The organism is Rhodopirellula sp. UBA1907 (genome assembly GCF_002337565.1).
Classification (GTDB): Bacteria; Planctomycetota; Planctomycetia; order Pirellulales; family Pirellulaceae; genus Rhodopirellula; species Rhodopirellula europaea.
The window spans coordinates 152,926-176,694 of the sequence record NZ_DDGH01000098.1; the positions used below are offsets into that span (position 1 = coordinate 152,926).

The window sequence follows — 23,769 nt, forward strand, 5'->3', positions numbered from 1 at the left end:
CTTGTTTTTAAACTCGGCTGCTGCGATCGCAATCTCCGAGGACGTCGCGAAGCTGATGGCTTCCGAACTGAATCGCGATGAAACTTGGATCAATGAACAAGTTGCCGCGTTCGCGAAGCTATCCGAAGCCTACCAGATTGCGTGACGCGGAACGGGGACTGGCGATTTATCATCGCTAAGACGGCATGCTGAAACGTTAGAAGAGCGAATGCCTCACTCCTCTGCCAGCAAACACCATCGCATTCTTTTGGCAAAGTCCGCTTGGAACTCTGGTCTCCAGCGACTGACCGACGTTCGCGGATCGTAGGAGGACGAAGCGGCGCGGTCTCGATACCAACCGTTGGGTTGTTTCTCAAACACGCCGCCCCAACCCGGTTGAGTTGGATCGTCAGGGTCATTGCCTCCTTGTGGCAGGAAGAAGAACCACGAGGGCGTGTCACCTTCCTTCAGGCAGCCGTGTGGATTGGGGGCCGTCCATGTCTTTGTGGGATACAACTTTCCCAGCGGTCCCATTTGCCGAACGTTGGACTCGATCCATTCGCGACTAGTCGTACTTAAATCTCCTGTCAGATACATACCGCGAAAATTCGCGATGCGTTTGTCGCTCCTGGGTGCAGCCGCCGACAGGATGTAATTCATTCCGGGAAATTCCTCGCTCATCCAGTCCGCGATTCCGTCTTGGTCAGCAATGTCATAGACGCGAAACTTGGTCAAGAATTCTGCAAAGCCAGCCGCGTCACGATCTGACTTGACGCTGTACAGGGCCTGAGCCAGATCCGTTTGCCCGCCCCAGACTGTGATGCAAAGTGGCGACTTGGGCGTTCCGACGTCGATGCGTTCGATCAACAATCGTGATCCATCGGTGTCATGCCCTTCGCCGATATTAGGTCGTTCGCGATACGGATTGCCGGACGCGACGACGCTGCGAAGTGCTTCCGGTTTCGGCCATCCTTCAGCGTGCTGGGTGAGATTTGGAAGAACAAGTTGGTACGCATCAATGAGTTCATGAATCAGGTCGGGACGAGTCACCGATTCCTTCAACTCGCCACGCGTTCCCGATGCGCTGGCGATCAGAGCCTCGATTTCAAACTCGTTCGAATAGAGCAACAAACGAATCATGGATTGCTGGTCGTCGGGGTCGCCTCCGATGTCCGTCAGCACTGCCAAGCGAGGTCGCTGTGCGGAAGCCATTGGAACGATGCCGGCAACACAACATGCAAGCGTCACACAGGCCGCAAGAAGTTCGATTCGAGTCAACACATTCATGCCTTTCGCAATAGCGTTTCTGATTTCCAATCCCAGTGAGTGTATAGAGAGAGACGCAAGAATGTTGGCTGTCCTCTGTCGAATTTGATTCTGTTGTGGTGTAATGTGCGCCGTTGAGGCCGCGCGACGGAGTGCATCCGTTCGTTCTCAGCCGTTCCGTGTCGCTCTGCGATTCGATCGTTGGTGAGCGACGAGTTCGACTCACCGTGCGTTGTGATTTCCTAGTCGCCCATTCTTTCTCGCACCATCACCCATGCCCCAATCCTTTCATCTCGTCATCTTAGGTGGCGATGGTATCGGCCCCGAAGTTTGTGACCAATCGGTTCGCCTACTCGAAATCATGCAACCGCACTTGGATGGCGTTGAGTTCCAACTTGATCGTCACAGCGTCGGCGTCGGCGAGTACCAGCGGTCGGGCGACGCGTTGCCTCAGTCCGCATTCGATGCGTGCTTGGCCTCCGACGCCGTTTTGCTGGGTGCGATGGGGTTACCAAACGTTCGCTATCCGAACGGCAAAGAGATCGCACCTCAATTGGACCTTCGCGAAAGGTTGCAGTTGTACGGTGGAGTTCGTCCAATCCGTCTCTATCACGAAGCTGACACGCCTTTGAAGGGCCATGGGCCCGGTGACATCGACTTTGTGTTGGTTCGCGAAAGCACCGAAGGACTGTTTTACGGGCGTGATGCGATCGCCGATTTGGAAGCCGACGAAGCGACCAACTTGTTGCGAATCACTCGTTCGGCATCCGAGCGAGTTTGCCGATTGGCTTTCGAGACGGCACGTCGTCGTGATGGAAAGAAGACCGTTACGTTGATCGACAAAGCCAACGTGCTTTCTTCGATGGTCTATTTCCGGCACGTGTTTGACGAAGTCGCCAAAGAGTTTCCCGACATCAAAGCGGAACACGTTTACGTGGATGCCGCGGCGCTGTTCTTGGTCCGCCGTCCGCAAGACTTCGACGTGATGGTGACCGAGAACATGTTCGGTGACATCCTGTCGGACTTAGCGGCCGGGTTGGTTGGAGGCATGGGAATGGCACCATCAGGTGATATTGGCGACGGCGCAGCGGTGTTTCAACCTTCGCACGGTTCGGCACCGGATATCGCTGGCCAATCCATCGCCAATCCAATCGCGATGCATCTCTCGACCGCGATGATGTTGGAATGGTTGGACCATCCCGAAACGCGGCGTGCGGCAGACTCGCTCAACGCTGCCATTGCCGATGTGTTGTCCGATCCAACCCAGCGTACCGCAGACATGGGCGGCAATCTTTCGACGGTTGAGATCACCGACAAAATCGCAGACCGGTTGAGCAAAAGACTGCAAGGTGAAACCACCGCCGTTTGAGTTTTCGCGACGAACAGAATCGCCTGCGAACGTTTCCACACAAAAATGAATGGACACTCCGATGCCCACACGCTTCTTCCTGATACTCGGCGCGTTCTTGCTGTCCGTGCTGATGTGGGTGGATCGAGCTTGCATTTCGGCCGCCAAAGAAGACATGGCGACCGACCTTGGGTTTTCCGACCAACAAATGGGCTGGGTCATGTCGGCCTTCGCTCTGGGATACGCTTTGTTTCAGGTGCCAAGCGGCAAGCTTGCTGACCGATTCGGACCGCGGCGGGTGATGGCAGTGGTGTGCCTGATTTGGTCGGCCTTCACAGTGTTGACCGGCGTCGTTCGTGGATTGTCCGCCATGATCGGATTGCGATTCTTGTTTGGGATGGGCGAGGCGGGAGGTTATCCGACACTCGCACGAGCGTTCACGTCTTGGTTGCCCATGAACGAACGCGGAATCACCAACTCAATCAGCTTTTCAGGCGGCCGATTGGGGGCCGCACTCGCGATGCCCGGCGTGGTTTGGTTGATCGGTGCACTCGGTGGTTGGCAACAAACGTTTTGGTTCTTCGGTGCGATGGGAATCCTTTTCGCGGTGGTTTGGTTCCTTCTCTTCCGTGATCTCCCTGAAGACCACTTTGCCGTGTCAGAAGCCGAAGCGGCGCACATCATCGAATCGCGGTCGCCAAAGCGTGCCGGAACAACCGAAGATGTCGCGGAAGCTCCCATCAAATTCACGCAGATGTTGCGGTCGACCAACATGTTGATGTTGATGGTGCAGTATGTATCGCACAACTTCACGTTTTTCTTCACCGTCAGTTGGTTCTTTCCGTACCTGAAGGAACAGTACTCACTGACCAGCCAACAAACCGGTCTTTACGCCGCGGCGCCGTTGCTGTTTGGCGTCGTGGGAAACTGGTTGGCTGGCTTCACCGTGGATCGACTTTACAGCAAAGGCCAATGGAAACTTTCTCGTCGGCTGCCAGCCGCGATTGGATTTGCACTGGGTGCGATTGGAATGAGCCTATGCGTCAATATGACCAGTCCAACTTCCGCGGTCATTTGCATGTGCATTGCAATCTTTGGAAGTGACATGATCCTCAGTCCTTCCTGGTCAACTTGCATGGACATCGGAGGCAAGAGCGCCGGTGCCGTCAGTGGTGCCATGAACATGGTCGGCAACTTGGGAGCCTTTGCGACATCACTTTCGTTCCCGTACCTGGTGGCCTACTTCGACGCACACGAACCGTTCTTCTATTCAGCAGCGGCCCTGAACATCGTCGCAATCTTCATGTGGTTTCGAATCTCGCCTGACCGTTCCATCGCGGAGGAACTCGGCCCGTCTTCGCCAGCAACAGGAGCGGCAGCATGAATTCACCCTTTGATGGACGAATCTACCGAGGTGCCGTGATCGGGGCCGGCTACTTCAGCCAGTTTCATTACGACGCTTGGAAGAGAATGCCGGACGTCGAAATAGTTGCTTGTTGCGATGTTGACGTGGACAAAGCAAACGATGTGGCTCAAACGCACGGCGTGAAGTCGGTCTACTCGGACTACCGACAGATGCTCGACCAACACCAAGTCGACTTCGTGGACATCATCACACGTCCCGACACGCACCTCGAATTGGTCAACGAAATCTCGAACCGGGGAATCGCGATCATCTGCCAAAAGCCGCTTGCACCCACGGTGGAGGAGGCTCGCCAAATGGTTTCGTTGGTGAACGAAAGAGGCATTCGCTTCATGGTGCACGAGAACTTTCGTTTTCAACCTTGGTATCGCGAAATGAAGCGGCTGATGTTTGATGGCGTGATCGGCGATCGTCTGCATTCTCTTTCTTTCCGCAATCGTGCCGGCGATGGACATGGCCCCGAAGCGTATCTGGCTCGCCAGCCATACTTCCAGACGATGGAAAAGTTCCTGATCTTCGAAGCTGGCATTCACACGATCGATACCTTCCGGTATCTCGGCGGCGAGATCGAACAAGCATGGTGCTGGCATCGCAAACTCAATCCAGTCATCGCTGGCGAAGACACCGCCGTTGGGGTGTTCCGTTTTCAAGAAGGTGCGATGGGGCTGTACGATGCCAATCGCTTCAACGAATCCACATCAAACAATCCTCGCTACACCTTTGGCGAAGTTCTACTCGAAGGTGAAGGTGGCAGCATTCGGCTCTATGACGACGGACGCTTGACGGTTCATAGACTCGGGGAAGCCGAACGCGATCACGTCTATTCCCCGAGCCAACATGGTTTCGCCGGAGATTGCGTTTTCGCGACGCAGCGACACTTCATCGACAACCTTTCGTCTGGAAAGCCATTCGAAACAGACGGCCCGAGCTACCTAAAAAGCTTGGCGGTGCAGGAAGCCATGTACGCGTCTTCCGAGTCCGGATGCTGGGAGTCGCCTCAACGATGAAAGTGATCGATTTAACGCTTCGTATCGAACCTGGTATGCGAGGCTACGAATGGGAGAGCAAGTTCACCAAAGCCAGAGACGGATGGAACGCAAGCACATTGCACCTCTATTCGCATTGCGGCACTCACATGGACGCTCCGCTGCATTTCGAAGCGAGCGAACAAACAATTGATCAAATTCCGCTGCAAGACTGTTTTGGGACGGCATGGATTGTCGATCTGACGCACCTGCCGCCCAAGACCCCCATCGAGATCGGACACCTTGGCGAACTGGTTGAAAGCTTCCCCGCTGGTGACGCTCTGTTGTTAAGGACGATGTGGAGTCAACACGTCGGTGACCCGGCTTACTACCGAGACAATTTTCAGCCGATCAGCCCCGAATTGGCACGCTGGATGGTTGAGCGAAAGGTTCGATTGATTGGTGTGGAACCACCGTCCGTCGCGGATGTCAACGATCTGCCTGCCGTCACCGAGATCCATGAGATACTGCTGGGCGGCAACGTGATCATCGTTGAAGGACTGACCAATTTGGACTCACTCCCGGGGCCAACATGTTTGTTCGGTGCCACTCCGTTGAAGATTGCCGGGGGCGACGGTGCTCCCTGCCGCGCATTTGCTCTGTTGGATAGTCCGATCGGGCCCTGAAGTCGCTGTGTTCGTTGCCCGACCGAACAATTGTGTTTGGCCATTTCCCCCAAAGTTTCTCTTCGACGTTTTGCCATGACATTCACTCTCTCGAAAGCCCTCGAAGGCATCGCGGAAGAACGCTCGGAATCATTGCTCGATCAAATCCGGGACAACAACGACCGATCCAATCGCAAGATCGTTGTGTTGGACGATGATCCAACGGGGACGCAAACCGTCTACGACATTCCGGTTTTAACCACGTGGGGCGTGGACGAATTGGCCGCAGCGTTCAAATCGCCCGGAAATCTGTTTTACGTGCTCACCAATTCACGTTCATTGACGGAGCCCAAGGCGATCGAATTGGCGAACGAAATCGGAGCCAACCTGAACGAGGCGGCCCAGCAAACCAAGCAACGGTTTGTGGTCGTTAGCCGCAGTGACTCGACCCTGCGAGGTCACTACCCCGCCGAAGTCGATGCGATTGCAGCGGCCGTTGGCACTTCCGACGCCGTTCACGTGATCGCTCCGTTCTTCTTGCAGGGAGGCCGCTACACGATCGGTGACGTTCACTACGTTGCCGAAGACGAACAGTTGATCCCCGCAGCGGAAACGCCTTTTGCTCACGATGCGGCGTTTGGATTCCAAAACAGTAACTTAAGGCGTTGGGTAGTCGAAAAGCACGACGGAAGCATCGGCGAAGACCAAATTGCGTCGATCGATTTGAACGAACTCCGCTCGCCGGACCTGTCGTCACTTGCTGAACGATTGGCCAAACTATCGCCGGGTTCAGTCTGCATTGTCAATGCGGCCTGCATGCGAGACATGGAAGCGTTTGTGCTTGCCGCACAGAATGCTGAACAACAGGGGCAAACGTTCGTCTATCGCACCGCCGCCAGTTTCGTGCAGGCATTCGCTGGGTTGGAACCACGCGAATTACTGATGCAGGATGAAATGGTCGATGGCGATACGCAAACCGGGTTGGTTGTCGTCGGTTCCTATGTTCCAAAAACAACTCAGCAACTCAAGTGTTTGATCGACAACGAACCCGATCTGAAGTCGATCGTTTTGGACGTCGACAAGATGTTGGCCGATGACAGCGAATCCTATCTGCAGCAGCTCACTGAGTTGGTCAATGAATCGCTCCAATCATCCAACGTCGTCTTGTCGTCTTCGCGAAAGTTGGTGACGGGTGGTGACGCCGCATCCAGTCTCTCGATTGGCAACCGTGTGTCGGACGCATTGGTTTCAGTCGTCCGAAGACTTACCAAGCGTCCACGATTCTTAATCGCCAAGGGTGGCATCACATCCAGCGACGTCGCAACGAAAGGTTTGCAGGCCAAGCACGCGATGGTGCTGGGTCAAATTCTGCCCGGAGTCCCGGTGTGGAAGATGCCCGCCGACAGCCACTTCCCAGGAATCGCATACGTTGTATTCCCAGGAAACGTTGGTGGCACAAACGCGTTGCTCGAAGCCTTCCAAAAACTCAAAGCTTGAACTATTACCTTCCGAGGTTCCCGTGTCTCAGTCGCCACTGTTTAACAAACTTGATCACATCGCCATTGTGGTTCGCAACACTGACGAAGCCCTGTCGTTCTACCGCGATCAATTGGGACTTCCGGTTGTGATTGACGAAAACATCGAATCAGGAAACGTTCGGCTGACCCATCTGGACATGGGCAACCTGCATCTGCAATTGGTTCAACCGTTGACCGATGATCATCCACTGATGGACCATCTGAATCAGCACGGTGAGGGACTTCATCACCTGTGCTTTGAAACTGACGACGTTCGGGAGACCTTTGCCGAGCTACCTAGTCGGGGCATGTCTCCCAAGAGCGACACGCCTCATGATGGTGTACTCAACAAGAAAGCCGGCTTCATCGATCCCACGAAAACGCGTGGCGTGATCTGGGAAATGACGGGGCCGCAATAGCTGGTTCGATGTCAATTCCATCCCAGGTGCGTGTCGCCTGTCAGTTCGCATCGTTGCTGCTGGTGAGCTGGACCGCCATGACGTTGACTCACGAATTGGGGCACGTTGTTGGCGGATGGTTTGGCGGTGCAAGCTTGGTTGATTTGGAATTGTCGCCTTGGCGGCTACCCTATTCGATCCACTCACCCGATCCACATCCGTTGCTGACGCTGTGGTCTGGTCCAGTCCTGGGTGTCGTGGTTCCGATCGTATTTGCCGTCGCAATTCGCAGGAACACCACATGGTTCGTGGCGGACTTCTGCCTTCTTGCCAATGGAAGCTATCTGGCATTGGCGTGGTTGGCCGGTGATCCGCACTTGGACACACCTCGATTGTTTCAATCGGGAGCCACAACGCTATCCGTCGCTGCCTACTGCATTCCTACGATTTGCTTGGGATACGTGCGTTTCCGAAACGATTGCATTTTCTACTTGAGCAGCGATGACTCACGCGGCGACGGGAATATCCCCGAAACGCCCGACGGCGAGCCAGATTGACCGTACAATGCGTTCCCCGCCTCCGATGTGGCTCTTCACCTCGGCAACCTCCCACCACGCCTACCTCATGTCTAATTCTGCGATCCTCGTTGCACTGCTTGTCCTTTTCGAGGTCGGTTCGCCGACCGCTACAAAGAAGACACCAACTCCGCCGATCGTCATCGACACGAATCCGCTGGAAGGAAACACGCCGCGCATTCTGCTGGTCAATGAAGTCAAAGATGTCTGGTCGAAATTGAAGGTGACCGAGTACACACATCGAAAAGAGAGCGTCATCGACCTCGAGAAAGGCGTTGTCAAATTCGACTGCAGCGGATTCGTCGGTGAGGTCTTGCTGAAAAATGCATTGCCGGACCACTATCAAGAACTCAGAGAGCACCTAAAGAAGAACCGCACCTCCATCCCATCGGCCGAGAATGGTCGCATGTGGATGACTCGACCACTCGCGGGACTGTTCTACGACTATTTCGAAGAACAGCAACCGGACAATTGGCTGGTCTTCCGCAACGCTGCAGAGCTAAAGCAAGGTGATTTGATTGTCGCTCGGTACGATGATTCATGGCGTGTTGAGCGGGACAACACGAGCACAGGTCACATCATGGTGGCTTGGGATATTGAACCTCTGCAAAAAGACTCGACCGTTCAGGTTCGTGTATTTGATTCGTCAATGGGAGCTCACACCAAAGAACTCGACACTCGTCACCAGACCGAAAGCCCCGTCGAAGCCGTTTCAAATACTGGAATTGGATCTGGGGTCATGCAGTTCCGATTAAACGACGACGGAGACGTCAACGGTTACAAGTGGAGCCTGACCAGCAAGCGATGGCACAATCTGGTCGACTCAAAACAAGCCACCGGGAATCGATACTACGATCGACTGAAAGGCATTCTTTTTGCCAGACCGATTCAGCCCGAGGAATAAGCGTTCGCGAAAACGAGAGTCAGCAGGACGGCTGAATGGCACCGAGAAGCCGTCGGACTATCCGACGGTCGCCTCGATCAAATCCTCGGTTCCAACTGAATCGTTCTCGTTTGCATCGGGAAGTAAGCCGAATTCCGAGTCGGCGTTGGACGGCAGCGTGATGGTGAACTGGGTGCCTTTTCCGGGCGTGGAGTCCACTTTGATCGTTCCGCCGTGTTGTTTGACGACCACGTCGTACGCAATCGCGAGCCCTTGCCCGGTTCCCTTTCCGACATCTTTGGTCGTGAAGAAAGGATCAAAGACTCGAGACTGGATGCTCTTCGGCATGCCTGCACCTGTGTCAGTCACAACGATTCGAATATCGTCTCCCTCGTTATGCGTCGTGACGGAGATGCTTCCGAGTTCGTGTGATTCGCTGCCAATCTTTTCCTCGATCGCATCGGCAGAGTTGACCACCAAATTCAAGATCACCTGGCTCATTTGAGCCGGAAAGAGAGGCAGTGGAGCGACGGTTGCATCCAATTCCAATTCCAATTTCGCAACAAACTTCCAGTGGTTGCGAGCCACGGTGGTCGCATCGCGAATTAGTTGATTCAAATCCGTCGTGCTTTTGTCCGAGGTGCCAGGATGCGACATGGTCTTCATTGCTCGCACGATATCAATCACGCGATTGGACGCATCGTGAGCCTCTTGGATCGACTCGGTGATGTTGCGTTGCAAAGCATCAAATCGGCAAGACGCTTCGGCCTTTGGAACAACCTGCTGCGCCAACTCACTTGGATTCTCATCCTCACGAAGTTCGCGATAGGAGTTGATCAAATCAAACGCTTTGTCAAACGCCGTGTTGAGGTACTCGACGTTTCCGAACACGCACTGCATCGGTGTGTTGATCTCGTGGGCGACGCCGGCGGCGAGTTGACCAATGCTCTCTAGTTTCTGAGTTTGCGCCAACTGTCGCTGCATTTCCTTCTTGCTGGAGATATCACGAATCACCGCTTGTTCATAGATTCGTCCTGACAGCTCAAACGAAACAACAGAAATGTCACAATCAATAGGTTGTTTGTCCTTCGTTTGATACGTCCACTCGAAATGTTTCTTTCCATTCCGACGGATCACCTCCATGATCTTTTCACCTTCCACGTCCGATCGTTTTCCATCAGGCTGAAACTCGGGTGATAGCGAGAGCAAATTGCTACTTCGCATGTCATCCTGGCTGTCAAATCCAAACAATTCGAGCGCTCGCGGATTGCAATCCTGCAGTTCGCCATTGGAGAGAAACAAAATGGCATCTTGCGACGAATTGAACATCGCCTGCGAACGCTTCGTGCTTTCGATGAGCGCTGTTTCCACACGTTTTCGCTCATTGATCTCCATCGTCGTCCCAGCGAGGAACGTCGCCCGGCCATCCTCGTCACGCTGCAGTGCCTGACCGCGTGCAAACAACCAGTTGTACTCTCCGTCCGAAAGTCTGCATCGCCATTCAATTTGAAAGACTTCCGTTTCACCTTCAACGCAGCGGCCGATCTCTCTTTCCACGTGTTCAAGATCATCCTCGTGAATGCGATCGAACCAGGCATGGATTGGATCGCCTTCCTTGGATGAGGTATGTCCCGTAATAGAAAAGCACCGGCTGTCGTAGAAGACGCGTTCCTTCTGAACGTCCCAGTCCCAGATCGACATTCTGCCACCGTCCAGAGCATACTCGGTTCGCTGCGTGGCTTGCTTCAGTTCTTCAGCAGCTTGATGCGCCTCAGTGACATCGTTCTCGATCGCCAAATATCCGCTGTGTTCGCCGTTCACATCTTGGAGCGGCTGAATATCGAGATTCACCCAATAGTGTTCTCCGTTTTTACGACGATTCAGCATCTGTCCATAGAACCCCTGCTTGTTGCGTAAGGCGTTGCGAATTTCAGAGGTCGTTCGGCAATCAGGTTCTTCGCACTGCAAAAAGCTTCCAAGTGACTCCCCAATCACTTCGTGAAGTTCATAGCCGCTGATCCGGGTGAAGCCCTCGTTTGCCCATGTGATTCTTCGTTCAACATCGGTGATGATGACCGAGTTCGTTGTTCGCTGAGCGACCATCGCAAGCTTCCGCAGATCCACGGTCATCTTCGCAGCGGCTCGATTGGCTCTGTATGCGCTCGAGCTCAGAAGGAAGACCAATGTCGACACCAAAAAAGTGCAACACGCTCCACCAATACCAATCGTCCAAACGAGAGACGAAGCGGAAGTTGTGAAAGCGCGGGTGGGGAACATTTCGATATCCCAGCGTTGTCCAGCAATTCGCTCTGATGCGTGGTGTTTGAAATTGCTCGCATACGAGTCACCTAACTCGCCGCTCGAAGCGACCTCGAACTTTCCTTTGGCGTCTTCCTGAATGAACAGCCGGTAACCGAGCTCTGCCCCGGTCGCGGTCTCCAAGCCCTCGAACACTGCGGATGAGTCGATCACCATCCCAACCCAACCAACAATTGATTCCAATCGCTCAGCTTCCGTCGTTGGAAGGCCTCGATAGTGAGGAACCATGTATAAGAAATTCACTTCATTCGGATCTGCACCGACGAGCTGTAGTCGCGGGGTTATACAAGCTTGTCCGGTACGCGCGGACAACTCGGCCGTTCTTCGACGAGAGAGATCTTCTCCCATATCCAGACCGATAACCCGAGAAAACCGCGTCCCGGGCTGAACGAATTTGACAATGAACCGCGCAGGAATGAGCCGGTCGTCACCAACGCGATCGTAGGGAATGCCAGCGCTTTTGGGCGTCAATAATCGTAGTGGTGGCAAACCGGACGCAACAAGTTCATCGCTGAGAGATTCCAGTGCCTCAGGTGTATCGGGCACGATCTCTAAATAGCCAAATGCTTCTGCGCCTAAGAATTCATCTTCAAAATTGATCTGTGCAAGCAAGTTGGTGAACTCGTCGTAGCGGACGGATTCGCTGGCCGAGAAGAGGCACTGAACCGCAACCAACCCCAGTTCACTCTGCTGCATCCGACGCTGGAACTCGCCGTGCAAACGGTCGGCCAAATGCTCAAATCGGACTTGGTCGTGACGCATTGCTGATCGACGAACGACATTCACTGTCGCTGCCGTCATGACAATCCCGACGCAAGCAACTGTTACTGCGAGGGTGAGAGATCGCTTCATGATACTTTCCTGAAGTAGGAAGATCGGACGCCAATTGGTCGTCGCGAAAGACCCGCGATTAAGCACTCATGGTAAAATGAGCGTCTGCTTGTGTTGGAAGTTCTTTTTCATCTCGATATTTCAGCGCACGTTCAATCGCTTCGATGATTTCTCCGCGAGGCGATGGCTTGTTCATCAGGCAGAAAACGTTCGCTTCTTCGGTCGCGCGCCGTTCGCTCTCTTCGTCTTGGTTGCCCGTCAGGATGATGCAGGGGATCTCGGGCCACTCCAACGAAATCTTCTTGACCAGCTCAATGCCGTCCATGATTGGCATTCGCATGTCACTGACGACGCAACTGATTGGCGATGTGCTTCGCAGAATCTCGAGAGCCTTCAGTCCTGAATCGGCGGTTTCGACGTCGTAGTCTTCTTCCATGCTACGCCTGAGCACACGAAGGACGATGGTGTCATCGTCGACGAATAAAATACGCTCAGTTTTGTTCATACGGATTCTCCCCACCTTAGTGCGAAACATGAAGAATTTGAAAAGCGGGGCACTATTAAGTTAGCCCTCCTTTCGTGCGCACACGGCGGACTTCCGCGACAATGCAAAAAGCCTCAACACTTCAGGTTGACTCAAACGCGATAATCCTCGCGACCGGAAATTCCTTCGGTTGATTACGCCGAATGAATGGGCGTCGACCACCACTGCGGACCAGTGCACGTTCACATGACCGCGTGAACGTCGGCCGTGCGAAAAAGGAAGCCTCATGGGGTCGCGCGAAGGTAGACAGATGCGCGGAGATGAACGCACAGCCATCCTCCCAGACTAAGCGTTGCCCATGCCTAATCCGACATCTGCCAGAAGACTGCGTTTGCCCAGTTCAGAAGTCGCTGCGGGCGAAGTAGATGCAACTCAGCAACATCATTGCGATGATGAACAATCCGCAACTGATGATGGGCGTCGCGATTCCGTATCGAACCACCTCGCCGGTTTCCATGTCGCCACCACCAATGATGAACGCCTTTTTCCCGGAAACCATCCCGGCAGTGGTGTCACCGAGCGCCAACACTTGAGGCGTCAACAACTCCAGCAGACCAATTCCGTACCGGTCGACTCGCCGCCAAAACGATCGCTCCGGTTCAACAGTGCGAATCAACGACAAGTCAGCGGATAGCGTTTGCTTGCTGATCTGGAACTCGCTGATTCGGTCGACATCATGTGCAACGATCAACTGGGCGGTCGAAGCGTCTGATGCGACTTCGACCATTGCGGTCTCGATATCATCCACCGGCAATGTCGCGATGATCTGCAAGCTTTGCTCGGATGCTTCGTCGTCTGGTTCGCGATCGACGACCCGCAGCAGATGGCCGCTACCTTCCGTCGTCACCACGAGGAAGAGATCGTCCGCGACAGCATGCAGAGAGAGCGGCGCGATGTCTTCCGGCCAATCGCCGACATAGAATTCGCTCAGTTCTGTTCCTTCCAACACGCGAGCGAGCTCGTCACCGGTGCTGGCAATCACGTAGCGACTTGACGCCGCCAGAACAGGCGGAAGCGGCGTGTCTGACCGAGGCAAGTCAACGGCGCGAGTTCGCTGCCAGACATTTTCGACTGGGTCCCCGTCCGGTTCCAATTGCTGTAACTGGCTTCCATTCAAAATCAGCAGACGCGTCGTTTCGCTGGACGTGCCTTCCGCCGCGTCGTCAGCTGCGGGCGGCACTGCCAAACGAATCGGTGGACTGAGAGCCACGTTACGCGGCAAGATGGAAACGAACTCTTCGGTGGCACCGCCCTGCATTGTCACAAGCGTACTCAACCAAGCACCAATCGAGTTGGATGCCTGGCCGCGCGGCGAACGACCATCTGAACTTTCGTCGTTCTCATCACCGGCATCTTTGTCGTCGTCTTCCACCTTTTTACCGATTGACGACAAGATGTCCCGGTTGTGAGTGATCAGCAAATCCGCCGTGTTGACCGCCAACGTATGACCTGAACCGGGTCCGGCAGTCATGCCAATAGGAATCAGCCGTTCCGTCGCGGTCGGCAAACGCAAACCCGGCTGGGGCTTCCAATCGTTGTCACGCGCCAACACGATCAGGTCGAGAGATCCAGATCCAAACGGATTGAACTTGCCGTTACGGATTCTCGCGGTCAGAACATGATCGTCGTCAATCGCGACGGGGCGTAGAACGCGATCGTTCGACATCGCCTTGCTCTCGATCACCGACACCCATTGCAGCTGCTCTTTGTCCATTCGATTCAGTCCGCCGCCGTTGGTGACCGACAGCAGATCGTCACCGGCACGAACCAGGCCCGCGATTCGATCAGGCTGGACAATTCGCGTGTCGAACACACCCGCAATGATGCTGAACACCAAACAAATCGCCGCCAATGCGCCTGCGGCCGCGATCGAGATGATTGGCGATCGCCATTTCAATCCAGCGGGAACGGAGACACTGAAGAAAACCGCGAAAAGAAAGACCGCAACTGGAATGCACCACAAAATGCGCGGGTTCCAGATCTCCAACCGCAATCCCGCGATCAAATACAGTCCGATGACCAATTGTGCGACACATAAAAACACGAACGCACACCCACCAACAAATTTCGCGATCAGCAATGCGGGACGGGAAACAGGCTTGCTGAGCAGCAGATGCAATGACCCCGTTTGCAACATGTCCGGGATGATGGACGCGGTGACCAAGATGCCCAAAAAGACCAGCACAAAACCGAGCAGCCAGTGAACCAATGTCGGAATCACAAACTGATTGAACAACGATTCGAATTGAGTTCGATCGATCTCGAAACCCGTCGGGAAGTCCAACGTGCCGTAGGTCAACAAGACTGATCTCGCACTTCTGGCTTCGAAGACGCCGGGCAATGCGGCTTCGATTCGCAACCGAGCCCTGCGTCGGATCAAGGAATCCGACAGTTCTTCCGCGGGCATCTCATCGAGCTCACGAAGCTCTCGTAGGCGGACCGTTTCTTTCCATGCCTCCGCGTCATACCAATGCCGCGAATTGGTGTCTTTGTCAGCCTCTTCTTCGGACTCGTCGTCGACTTTCCCCGTCGCGAGTTTGAACTCTTGATCGATCAACTCATTCAGAGCGTCGGTCAACATTGGCAACGGAATTCGAACCTCATCGCCTTCTCCGACCCGTTTTAACTTTCTCGACAATTCCTCGGGCATCGCCTCCGCAATCCGGCCCAGTGGAGCGTCTTCTTGGCTGGGATCGACCATGCCCTGTGCGAGCATCGCCTTCATTCGCGTCCCGTTGTAGACATCGAAGAAACGGAACGTCGTCGTGTAATCCTCGCGGACGCCGATCGGGGCGAGCATCGCCAGCAGAATCCAAATGGCCAGCATCGCTGCCCACAAGACACGCGAAGCCATCGCGGCGTGAAACGAATCCCAAACCACGGCGAAATAGGGTCGCCAATTCAAAGCTTCTCTCCCGGGATCATTTTCGAAACAGATGGCGTCGGAATCGCCGCGAAGCGCAAAGAGGGCATCGTCATCACGACGACGCGTCGGGGACGGCAGCACCGGCTTGCTGAACCAATCGCATGAACGTGTCTTCCAACGTGTGGCGGTGCGGCTGCAACGTCACGATGGATCCACCCATCCCACGCACCAAATCCACACTCGCGTCGACATCCGCTTGATCGTCGCAGTTCAATTGCACTCGCCAGAGGTCTTTGGTCGCTTGCGAACGTACCAATTGCCACGCCGCGTCGGTGGACATCATCGGCTGCAGTTGTTCCTGCAGCTCGTCCAGCGTGGATCGTTCCAGGTCGATCTCCATGTGGATTGTCAATTCCGATGTCGCTGCGTTCAACCCAGGCCCGCTGAGGTTGTTGATCGGACCGGATGCCAGCACACGGCCTTTTGCCATGATCGCCAAATGGGTGCAAACCAATTCGACTTCGTGCAGGATGTGACTGTTGAGAAAGATCGTTTTTCCCGAATCACGAAGTCGTTCGATGACGCATCGAACCTCTGATCGTCCGACTGGGTCCAATCCGTCGGTGGGTTCATCCAGCACCAACAAATCCGGATCGTGCATCAAGGCCTGGGCCAAACCCAAACGCTGCAACATACCCTTGCTAAATCGCCGAACCGGCTCACGATCTCGACCGTCCAGACCAACCAGCTTCAACAATTCATCGCTTCGATTGCCAATCGTCGTGCCGTCCAGTCCGCTCAACCGTCCGTAGTATTTCAATGCCGAACGAGCGGTGTGGTGACGGTCAACTCGTAATGATTCAGGCAAATACCCGACTCGCCGACGAGCAGCAGCCGAACCGGCGGGCAATCCAAACAGGCTGGCCGATCCGCCGGACGAACGAATGACGCCGAGCAAAATTTTGATCAGCGTTGTCTTGCCGGCACCATTGGGGCCCAGCAAACCAAACACTTGACCGGCATCGGCTTGCAGAGTGACGCCCGAAAGAGCGTGAACATGAGCCGAACGCAGCCAACTGCCGCGATAGATTTTTTGCAGACCGTTGACGGAAATGATCGTGCCCGATGTCTCCAACTCTTCGTTGGACGCGGGAAGATCCTCGGTCGGCTCTGCGATGGTAGAACTCACGCCAGAAGATTCTTCAGCGTCAACAGGAACAACGTTAGAGCGGCCATGGCGATCATTGCGGCCAACAATAGCCGATTGGCGGGGTGACGCCAGGATGGGCGACTGACTTCGCGATCGTACAGGCTGCGAAATCCTTCGCGTTCCTGAGGAGTGTCGAACACTCCGTCCTCGACCAATTCTTGCAATCCAAATTGGATTTGATATTCGATCACGCCAAACACGTCCTGCCGGTGATGGCCTTCGTCGACACCCTTGGCTTCGAAGTACCAAAGCTGGTTGCCGAATTGATTGTCAGTCTCGGCACGATCATCGACGCACGACAAGCGAACGATTTCACTGTTTTTGGGACAGAACTTCGCTTTCGAGAGCGCACGGACGCCGTCCAAACGGACCTGCTGGAGCGTTCTTTCGGAATACTGTCGTTGCTGCGTTTCGGCACGCATCATCCTAACTCCGCGTGGCAGTGATGAAGACACTTAGTCTCCGATGGTTCATTATTGCCGGTTGGGCAACCGGCGTCATGGTCGGAGTCGAATTTTTGGGGAACTTTTGGCTCATTTTTGGGTTCACGAAATTCGCTGCCACCCATTGGTGTGACAGCTTGTCGCGACCCATTCGTGCGAACGGCCAGCCGAAAGCCAATTCTGTTTCGCAAGCATCGCCCGCCATATTGTTGCAACGTGCAGCAGAATCGGCCTGACGCTATGGTGAACACCGCATTCTTGCTAACGTTGACAACGTCACGACCTCGAATCGTGCGTTCATTTGGCTGGCCCCGAACAGAGGCATCGTGCGTCAGCGACCGAAGTCGCGCGACCTCGCCGGCTGGAACGAACGGGCCAGGGTGGTGACTCCCGCGAGCCCATTTGGGCGAACCGAATATGAAGAACCAAGTGTCTGGTTCGATTCAATTTCAACCTGCAAAGGACATGGCCATCGTCACGCCCATCTCGCACCGCCCGCTGACTTTGCGAACGCCAGTGACGCTGGGCGTCGTTCTGATCGTCTTGGTCGTGCTGCTAACCGCGGTTTGGATCAGCGGAACAGTCTGGGGCGCCGTACGGAACGATTCCACGTCGGGAATGTTTTGGGTGATGCTGGGTGCCGGCGCGCCGTTGCTCGTCGCGATTTTGGCCGGCGTGATCGCGTACCTGACGCTTTCAGTCAAAGCATTCAACCTCAATCGCCGCCAATCGAACTTCATCGATTCAGTCACGCACGAATTGAAGAGCCCCATCGCTTCGCTGAAGTTGTACTTGCAGACGATGACCCGGCACGACGTCAGCGTGGAACAACAGAAAGAGTTCCATCTCATCATGTTGGAAGACGTCGAACGGCTCGACAGTCTGATCAATCACCTGCTCGATGCGGCCCGGGTGGAACGCGGCGGCGAAGCGTACGAAGCCAGCGATCTGTCTTTGGAAACAGTCCTGTCTAAGTGCGCCCAAGGTGCCTGCGTGCGATACAAAATGCCACCTGAAACGGTCAGCGTCCACTGCCCCGCGATCTACGTTCACGCTCCGGTCGTGCAAATCGAAATCTTGTTTCGCAACTTGATCGACAATGCGATCAAGTACGGCGGATCACCTCCCAAGGTCGAACTGACCGCGGTTTGTTCTCCGTCAGGCGATGTCACTGTGTCGGTCCTGGACAATGGCACCGGGATACCAGCGAACTTGCGAAGGAAAGTGTTCGGCCGATTTGTACGGTTGGGAAGTGAACTGGAACGAAGTAAACAGGGCACCGGATTGGGGCTGTATTTGGTTCGTAACATCACACACGCTCTGGGCGGTCGCATCAACATCCAGGATGGACACTGGAAGGTAGCAACTGAGACGGACTCTTCCGACCCAACCATCCCAGACACCGCGGAACAAACACCAAGCAGTCAACAAGAACTCGGCAGCCGAAAGCCATCGGGCAGCCGAGGCACACGCGTGGACGTGACGCTTCCCAACGGAAAGATCATCGAACCGGAACCCGCATCCGATGATCCATCACCGCAAGATTGACCTCTTGTCTTCTGGATTGTTGCGTCAACATCGTTGTCGAACTGGCAATCCACTCTGCCGATCGATGTCCACAGCGCACGAACGCGCGACCAGGAGGGAACTTTTCGTGAATCAATGTCACGCATTTTGACCGCTCAAACTTCAGCCGTTTTGTTTTGTAGCCAGCGGCCTCTTTGGTACCACGCAGCGGTCCAGCTTGGGTTAAAATCGAATCCATGAAAGACTCTGCTGTTTCGCCTGCGCTGCTGTTTGCTCCGGAACGCCAACGCCGTCTGCTTCATGGATTGATACAACGCGTTGCGGCGTCTCGGGAGGAACACTCACGATTGGTTCGCCAACAAGGTGACCAACACGCGGACATCGAACAGAAGCTCGCTGACCAACTCGCCGCAGTCAAACAGAACTGCAAAGCCGACCGACTCAGCACTCTCAAGCAATGGGACGCCGCCCAAGAGGAGACCATTGCCGCTTATGAATCCGCAACCTTGCAAACTCGCGACGAACTGCGACGGTGCTCGGCAAGATTCCGACGCCAATTGGCTGAGGAAGAGGCGGTGATCAACAACAAAGTCGAAAAGCGATTGATCGCGGTCAAGAACCAATACGACGCTCGCAAAGATCAACCGAAAAAGATCGCAACGAAGGAACATCACCAACTCGACACCGCGCTCGCGGAATCAAACGAAGACATCGAGTGGGCGCGTGCTCTGACCATCCGCCGTTTGAACCGTCTGCTTGACATTCAAACTCCAAACGACATTTACGCGGAATTTGGTGAGTCGAAACCGGCCAGTGTCGAAGACGCACTGGATCTGATTCGCCGACAAAACCGTCGCTTAAAATCAACCGTTGCCGACATGCAAACGGGTTTTGCCGCTCACGTCGTCGACGCAGTTTACTACCTGCCTTCTCTAGTCGCGGTGTTGCTGGTCTTGTTCGCGGGCGCATCAATCCTGATAAAAGCGGAACCGCTACTTCACTACTTGATCGGTTCGGTCATCGTCTCAGGATTGATTGGCTTCACCTGCTATCTGATTCTGATGTGGCCGTTGCGTCGGATGACACGTTCCTTGCATCCGACCACGGAACGAATTCGGTTGTCATCGCAAGACGCGGTTGTTCAAGCCAAACGGATTTCTACTGCGGCGGCGAAAAAGGCTAGCCAAGAGCTCGTCCGACGACGCGACGCTCACGTCAAAGAGGCTCATCAATGGCAAGAAAGCCAACTGAAGGCTCTGCGTGAAGATCTCGCGGCAAAGCAGGCCGCCGAAGAAACCCGGCTCAACGAACAATTGCAACGTATCGAGCAACAGTTTCAAACGGGGTTCAACGAGCTACAGCAAACGATGCGAGAACGTGCGGAACAAACCGCTGACGCGATCTCGCAAAAACTCAGTCAATCCGATGCCGCGGCGGGACAAACTCTGCAAGCCGTCGTGCAGCAACACCAGCATACGTTGGAATCGTTGGCCCAACGTTTGAACACTGGCATGCACCGCGGCATGACACGGATTTTGGCGGCCAATGACTTGGTCGAATATCGACATCCTCATTGGGATGAATTGCTCTCCGATCCTCCACCACTGCATCCCGGAATTGATTTTCTGCCGATCGGATCGCTCCGATTGGGCAATCGTTTGAAAAAGCAATTCGATTCGGCACTTGGATACAACGCCAAGCACCGCGCCGCAACCAATGGGCACGCGAACGACGAAGCAGACATTCTCAACCGACTGCATGTTCCCGATACGATGCCGATTGCGATGCATCGCCGTCAGCATTCCGGAGTCATCATCGAGGCACCAACAGCACACATCGAAGATGGAATCAAGATCGCCCACCAAATCCTTTGGCGTTTGCTCAGTGCCGCCCCACCCGGCAAAGCACGTGTGACGTTGATCGATCCGGCCGGTCGTGGTCAGAACTTTTCCAGCTTCCTTGCATTGGCGGACCATGATCCGAGCCTGATCCATCACCGCGTCTGGACCCAGGGTGACCAAATCACGGCGCGAATCGCTGACATCGGACATCAAGCCGAGAATCTCTTGCAGTCTTGCCTACGCGATCAATACGAACGCTTGGAAGACTACAACCAAGTTGCCGGTTCGCTCGCCCAACCATACGAAGCCATCGCAGCAGTCGGCTTTCCCGATGGATTGTCCCGAGAAGCCTATTCGCATCTGGGCTCGTTGATTCGCAGCGGCATTCGATGTGGTGTGTTCGTCATCCTGGTCGTTGATGAGAAACACGAATGGCCAGCAGACATGCCGATGTTCGATCATCCTAACTTGCTGCAACTGAAGTACGGCGAAGCAGGCTTGGACTCAGGCGAAGAAGCCGCTCGAAAAGATCCGTCCGTTGCGTTCGATGGACTGGATCGATCGACTCTGGCCGGTGAAAAGCCGGCAGCCGACGAAGACGGAATCATTCCGATTGGGTCCAAACGTCGAGTTCGCTTGCTCGACGAAGGCATCACAGCCGGCCATTGGCGATTGCTCAACGCTGGACTGGACGAATTCGAGTTCTGGCCTGCCCCGCCACCCATGCCTCAAGACCGCTCGGCGTTGATCAATCGAATCGGACGCCTCGCACAGGAAGCTTCCCAAGTCATCGTGCCTTTGACTTCCTTGCTCCCCGGCGAACAACTGCCCAGTGCGGACAACACCTCCAGCTCCGCGGATGGTTTGGAAGTGATCATCGGCAGCTCAGGTGCGGGACGCAATCGATCCTTGGACCTGGGCGAAGGCGTTCGCCAACATGTTTTGATTGCAGGTAAAACCGGCTCGGGAAAGAGCACCTTGCTGCACAGCATCGTGACATCGGGCGCCGCGATGTACCAACCCGATGAATTGCAGTTCTATTTGCTGGACTTCAAAAAGGGTGTGGAATTCAAAATCTACGCCGACGCCAAACTTCCACACGCTCGAGTGATCGGGATTGAGAGTGAACGCGAATTTGGACGGAGCGTGCTGCAACGTTTGGATGCCGAAATGACCACGCGAGGCGAATTGTTTCGTGCGGCTGGTGTGCAAGAGGTCGGATCGTACCGTCGGGCTTGCCCGAATAAATTGATGCCACGGTTGATGCTGGTCGTCGACGAATTCCAAGAATTGTTCACGCGAGACGATTCATTGGCGGCCGACTGCACCGCGTTGCTCGACAGATTGGTTCGCCAAGGTCGCTCGTTTGGCATTCATGTTGTCCTCAGCAGTCAATCGCTGGCAGGTGCAAATAGTCTTCCGCGTGCAACGTTGGGCCAAATGGCCGTTCGCATCGCCATGCAATGCAGCGAAGCGGACGCGGCATTGATCTTGTCCGACGACAACACCGCCGCTCGCTTAATTTCACGTCCTGGCGAAGCGATCTACAACGACGAAAGCGGCTTGGTCGAAGGAAACCAACCTTTCCAAGTCGCTTACCTGGAAAGTGCGGAACAAGTCCGACTGCTCAATCAGCTAGCTGAACGTGACGAATCTTGGACGCAAGAACTCGGTGCCTCGGTCGTCTTCGAAGGCAACCGCCCCGGACGATTCACGGCGGAAATAGCGAGAGAAGTCATCGCGGAATCGAATCCCTCCGACACGCTGGTCGGATTGCTCGGGGAAGCGGTCGAACTCGGGCCTCCTTGCGCATTGCGGTTGCAAGCCAACACCGGCCGCAACGCTGTGCTGGTCGGGTCAGCTCGTAATCGCCCAAGCATTCTGGGCAGCATCATCGCTTCGGCAAAGGCTCATCGACCCGAGATGTCGCTGATCCACTTTGATGGTTCACGTGCCGAAGAGGGTGATTCAACGGCCGATTGGATACAACACAACCCACAACTCGGCGGTCAAATCGTGCGAACGCGCGACGCCGAAGCGGCGATGATCCAGCTCTCGCAATTGGTGGACGCACGACTTGGCAAGACGCCCGCCGACTCGCCTGAAGATCACGACGCCTCGTCCACCGCAACTGCCTTCAGTTTGGATTCCGGCGGAACGTTGGTGTCAGCGAAAAGTGACAAAACGGAGGAACCACCGATCGCGGAGCTACCTGACAACGACGAGACACCGATACTTGTCGTCCTCGATGGGCTCGACCGCTTCCGCGATTTGCGTCAGCCTGAATCGATGAATTTCTCGTTGGATGCTGCCAGCCAAATATCCGGCTGCGACGCTTTTCAATCTGTTTTGCGAGAAGGCCCCGCAGTCAACATATTCGTCGTCGTAAGCCTTCCGTCCGCCGAGACACTCAATCGTTGGTTACCGCGTCAAAGTCATCACGATCTGGAACTGCGTTTGGTCGGAGCTCTCAACGCTGGCGACTCATCCATGTTAATCGATTCGCCCGCCGCAGCGGATCTGTCGGCCGCGACGATGATTTTGTACGACGATTCCGATGGTCGAATGACAAAATTCCGGTTGTGTGACCCGCCGACGTCGGGAGAATTGATGGCGTTGTTGAATACCAACTGATTCCAAATTCTCTCAGTCCAGGAAGTTCGTTTGGCCAAGTGTGATGAAGGGTATCGCTGCGAAGTCTGCGGCGAAGATGTAATGTCGATCGTGGACAGCGATCTGTATCTTCGCTACGTCATCGGGCACTTGGATCCCGAGAAACTTCACGTGTCGCCCGAACGCCACATTCGCTGCAATCCGATCCTCGCTCAGTGCATCCGTGACGCTCGTATTCCACCAATCGAATTGGAAGGACCGTTCGCTCTTTCCGAACTCGACCCTGATCATTCCAAAGAGATGATCAATTTGGTGACGCGAGGCTATCAACGCTTGTGGGAAATCAACTCGGAAGAAGGCGACCGAGACGTCACCGACTATCCATTGCCTGAAGTACGAGCCCGCTACCAATAGCGGGTTGATTGCTGACGGATTGAGCCGCATCTGTGATGCGCCCGATGCGATCGCGTCATCGAGACGTAGTGGCGGTGATCATCACGTTGGAGTGCGCACGGGGGGACCGGATAGTCTATAGTGGGTGTGTCGATCTGACAGA

The 23,769-nt window shown here is 54.9% G+C and carries 17 protein-coding genes; 11 read left to right on the top strand and 6 right to left on the bottom strand.

Going from position 1 to position 23,769, the window contains the following annotated elements:
• Positions 1–213 precede the first annotated feature (213 nt).
• Positions 214–1,266, bottom strand: coding sequence for a DUF1593 domain-containing protein (locus tag B2R17_RS24165; RefSeq protein WP_286766027.1), 1,053 nt, complete (start codon positions 1,264–1,266; stop codon positions 214–216).
• 253 nt (positions 1,267–1,519) lie between these two features.
• On the opposite strand from B2R17_RS24165, the gene B2R17_RS24170 reads away from it, so the two are divergent.
• The 8 genes from B2R17_RS24170 to B2R17_RS24205 all read left to right on the top strand — a co-directional run bounded on the left by B2R17_RS24170 (position 1,520) and on the right by B2R17_RS24205 (position 9,040).
• Positions 1,520–2,614, top strand: coding sequence for an isocitrate/isopropylmalate dehydrogenase family protein (locus B2R17_RS24170; protein WP_008668243.1), 1,095 nt, complete (start codon positions 1,520–1,522; stop codon positions 2,612–2,614).
• Between the two features lie 61 nt (positions 2,615–2,675).
• Positions 2,676–3,977 carry an MFS transporter gene (locus B2R17_RS24175; protein WP_286766028.1) on the top strand — a complete coding sequence of 434 codons (1,302 nt, stop codon included), beginning with the start codon at positions 2,676–2,678 and terminating at the stop codon, positions 3,975–3,977.
• Positions 3,974–5,023: a Gfo/Idh/MocA family protein gene (locus B2R17_RS24180; RefSeq protein ID WP_286766029.1), complete on the top strand. Its 1,050-nt coding sequence runs from the start codon at positions 3,974–3,976 to the stop codon at positions 5,021–5,023. The genes B2R17_RS24175 and B2R17_RS24180 overlap by 4 nt, the downstream gene beginning before the upstream one ends.
• Positions 5,020–5,667 (top strand): cyclase family protein, encoded by a 648-nt coding sequence (locus tag B2R17_RS24185; protein WP_286766030.1) that lies wholly within the window; start codon positions 5,020–5,022, stop codon positions 5,665–5,667. The genes B2R17_RS24180 and B2R17_RS24185 overlap by 4 nt, the downstream gene beginning before the upstream one ends.
• Positions 5,668–5,742: 75 nt before the next feature.
• Positions 5,743–7,143, top strand: a complete 1,401-nt coding sequence (locus B2R17_RS24190) for a four-carbon acid sugar kinase family protein (RefSeq protein ID WP_286766031.1) — start codon at positions 5,743–5,745, stop codon at positions 7,141–7,143.
• Positions 7,144–7,165: 22 nt separating this feature from the next.
• A complete protein-coding gene (locus tag B2R17_RS24195; protein WP_286766032.1) occupies positions 7,166–7,582 on the top strand; it encodes a VOC family protein in 417 nt (138 codons plus the stop codon).
• A gap of 77 nt (positions 7,583–7,659) precedes the next feature.
• Positions 7,660–8,118 carry a hypothetical protein gene (locus B2R17_RS24200; RefSeq protein WP_286766102.1) on the top strand — a complete coding sequence of 153 codons (459 nt, stop codon included), beginning with the start codon at positions 7,660–7,662 and terminating at the stop codon, positions 8,116–8,118.
• Positions 8,119–8,185: 67 nt separating this feature from the next.
• Positions 8,186–9,040, top strand: a complete 855-nt coding sequence (locus tag B2R17_RS24205; RefSeq protein WP_286766033.1) for a hypothetical protein — start codon at positions 8,186–8,188, stop codon at positions 9,038–9,040.
• 57 nt (positions 9,041–9,097) lie between these two features.
• On the opposite strand, the gene B2R17_RS24210 is transcribed toward B2R17_RS24205, so the two are convergent.
• The 5 genes from B2R17_RS24210 to B2R17_RS24230 form a co-directional block, all read right to left on the bottom strand.
• Positions 9,098–12,190, bottom strand: coding sequence for a PAS domain S-box protein (locus B2R17_RS24210; protein WP_286766034.1), 3,093 nt, complete (start codon positions 12,188–12,190; stop codon positions 9,098–9,100).
• 58 nt (positions 12,191–12,248) lie between these two features.
• Positions 12,249–12,674: a response regulator gene (locus tag B2R17_RS24215; protein WP_286766035.1), complete on the bottom strand. Its 426-nt coding sequence runs from the start codon at positions 12,672–12,674 to the stop codon at positions 12,249–12,251.
• Between the two features lie 379 nt (positions 12,675–13,053).
• A complete protein-coding gene (locus tag B2R17_RS24220; protein WP_286766036.1) occupies positions 13,054–15,618 on the bottom strand; it encodes an ABC transporter permease in 2,565 nt (854 codons plus the stop codon).
• Between the two features lie 73 nt (positions 15,619–15,691).
• The gene (locus B2R17_RS24225) at positions 15,692–16,768 is read right to left on the bottom strand and encodes an ABC transporter ATP-binding protein (RefSeq protein WP_286766037.1); all 1,077 of its coding nucleotides are present in this window, start codon (positions 16,766–16,768) and stop codon (positions 15,692–15,694) included.
• Positions 16,765–17,214, bottom strand: a complete 450-nt coding sequence (locus B2R17_RS24230; RefSeq protein WP_008668260.1) for a hypothetical protein — start codon at positions 17,212–17,214, stop codon at positions 16,765–16,767. The genes B2R17_RS24225 and B2R17_RS24230 overlap by 4 nt, the downstream gene beginning before the upstream one ends.
• A 420-nt stretch (positions 17,215–17,634) precedes the next feature.
• Here B2R17_RS24230 and B2R17_RS24235 point away from each other — a divergent pair, with 420 nt between their 5' ends.
• From B2R17_RS24235 to B2R17_RS24245, 3 genes are all read left to right on the top strand, one after another.
• A complete protein-coding gene (locus B2R17_RS24235) occupies positions 17,635–18,780 on the top strand; it encodes a sensor histidine kinase (protein ID WP_037252153.1) in 1,146 nt (381 codons plus the stop codon).
• 215 nt (positions 18,781–18,995) lie between these two features.
• Positions 18,996–23,234, top strand: a complete 4,239-nt coding sequence (locus B2R17_RS24240; protein WP_286766038.1) for an FtsK/SpoIIIE domain-containing protein — start codon at positions 18,996–18,998, stop codon at positions 23,232–23,234.
• Between the two features lie 30 nt (positions 23,235–23,264).
• Positions 23,265–23,627, top strand: coding sequence for a hypothetical protein (locus tag B2R17_RS24245; protein WP_286766039.1), 363 nt, complete (start codon positions 23,265–23,267; stop codon positions 23,625–23,627).
• Positions 23,628–23,769 lie beyond the last annotated feature (142 nt).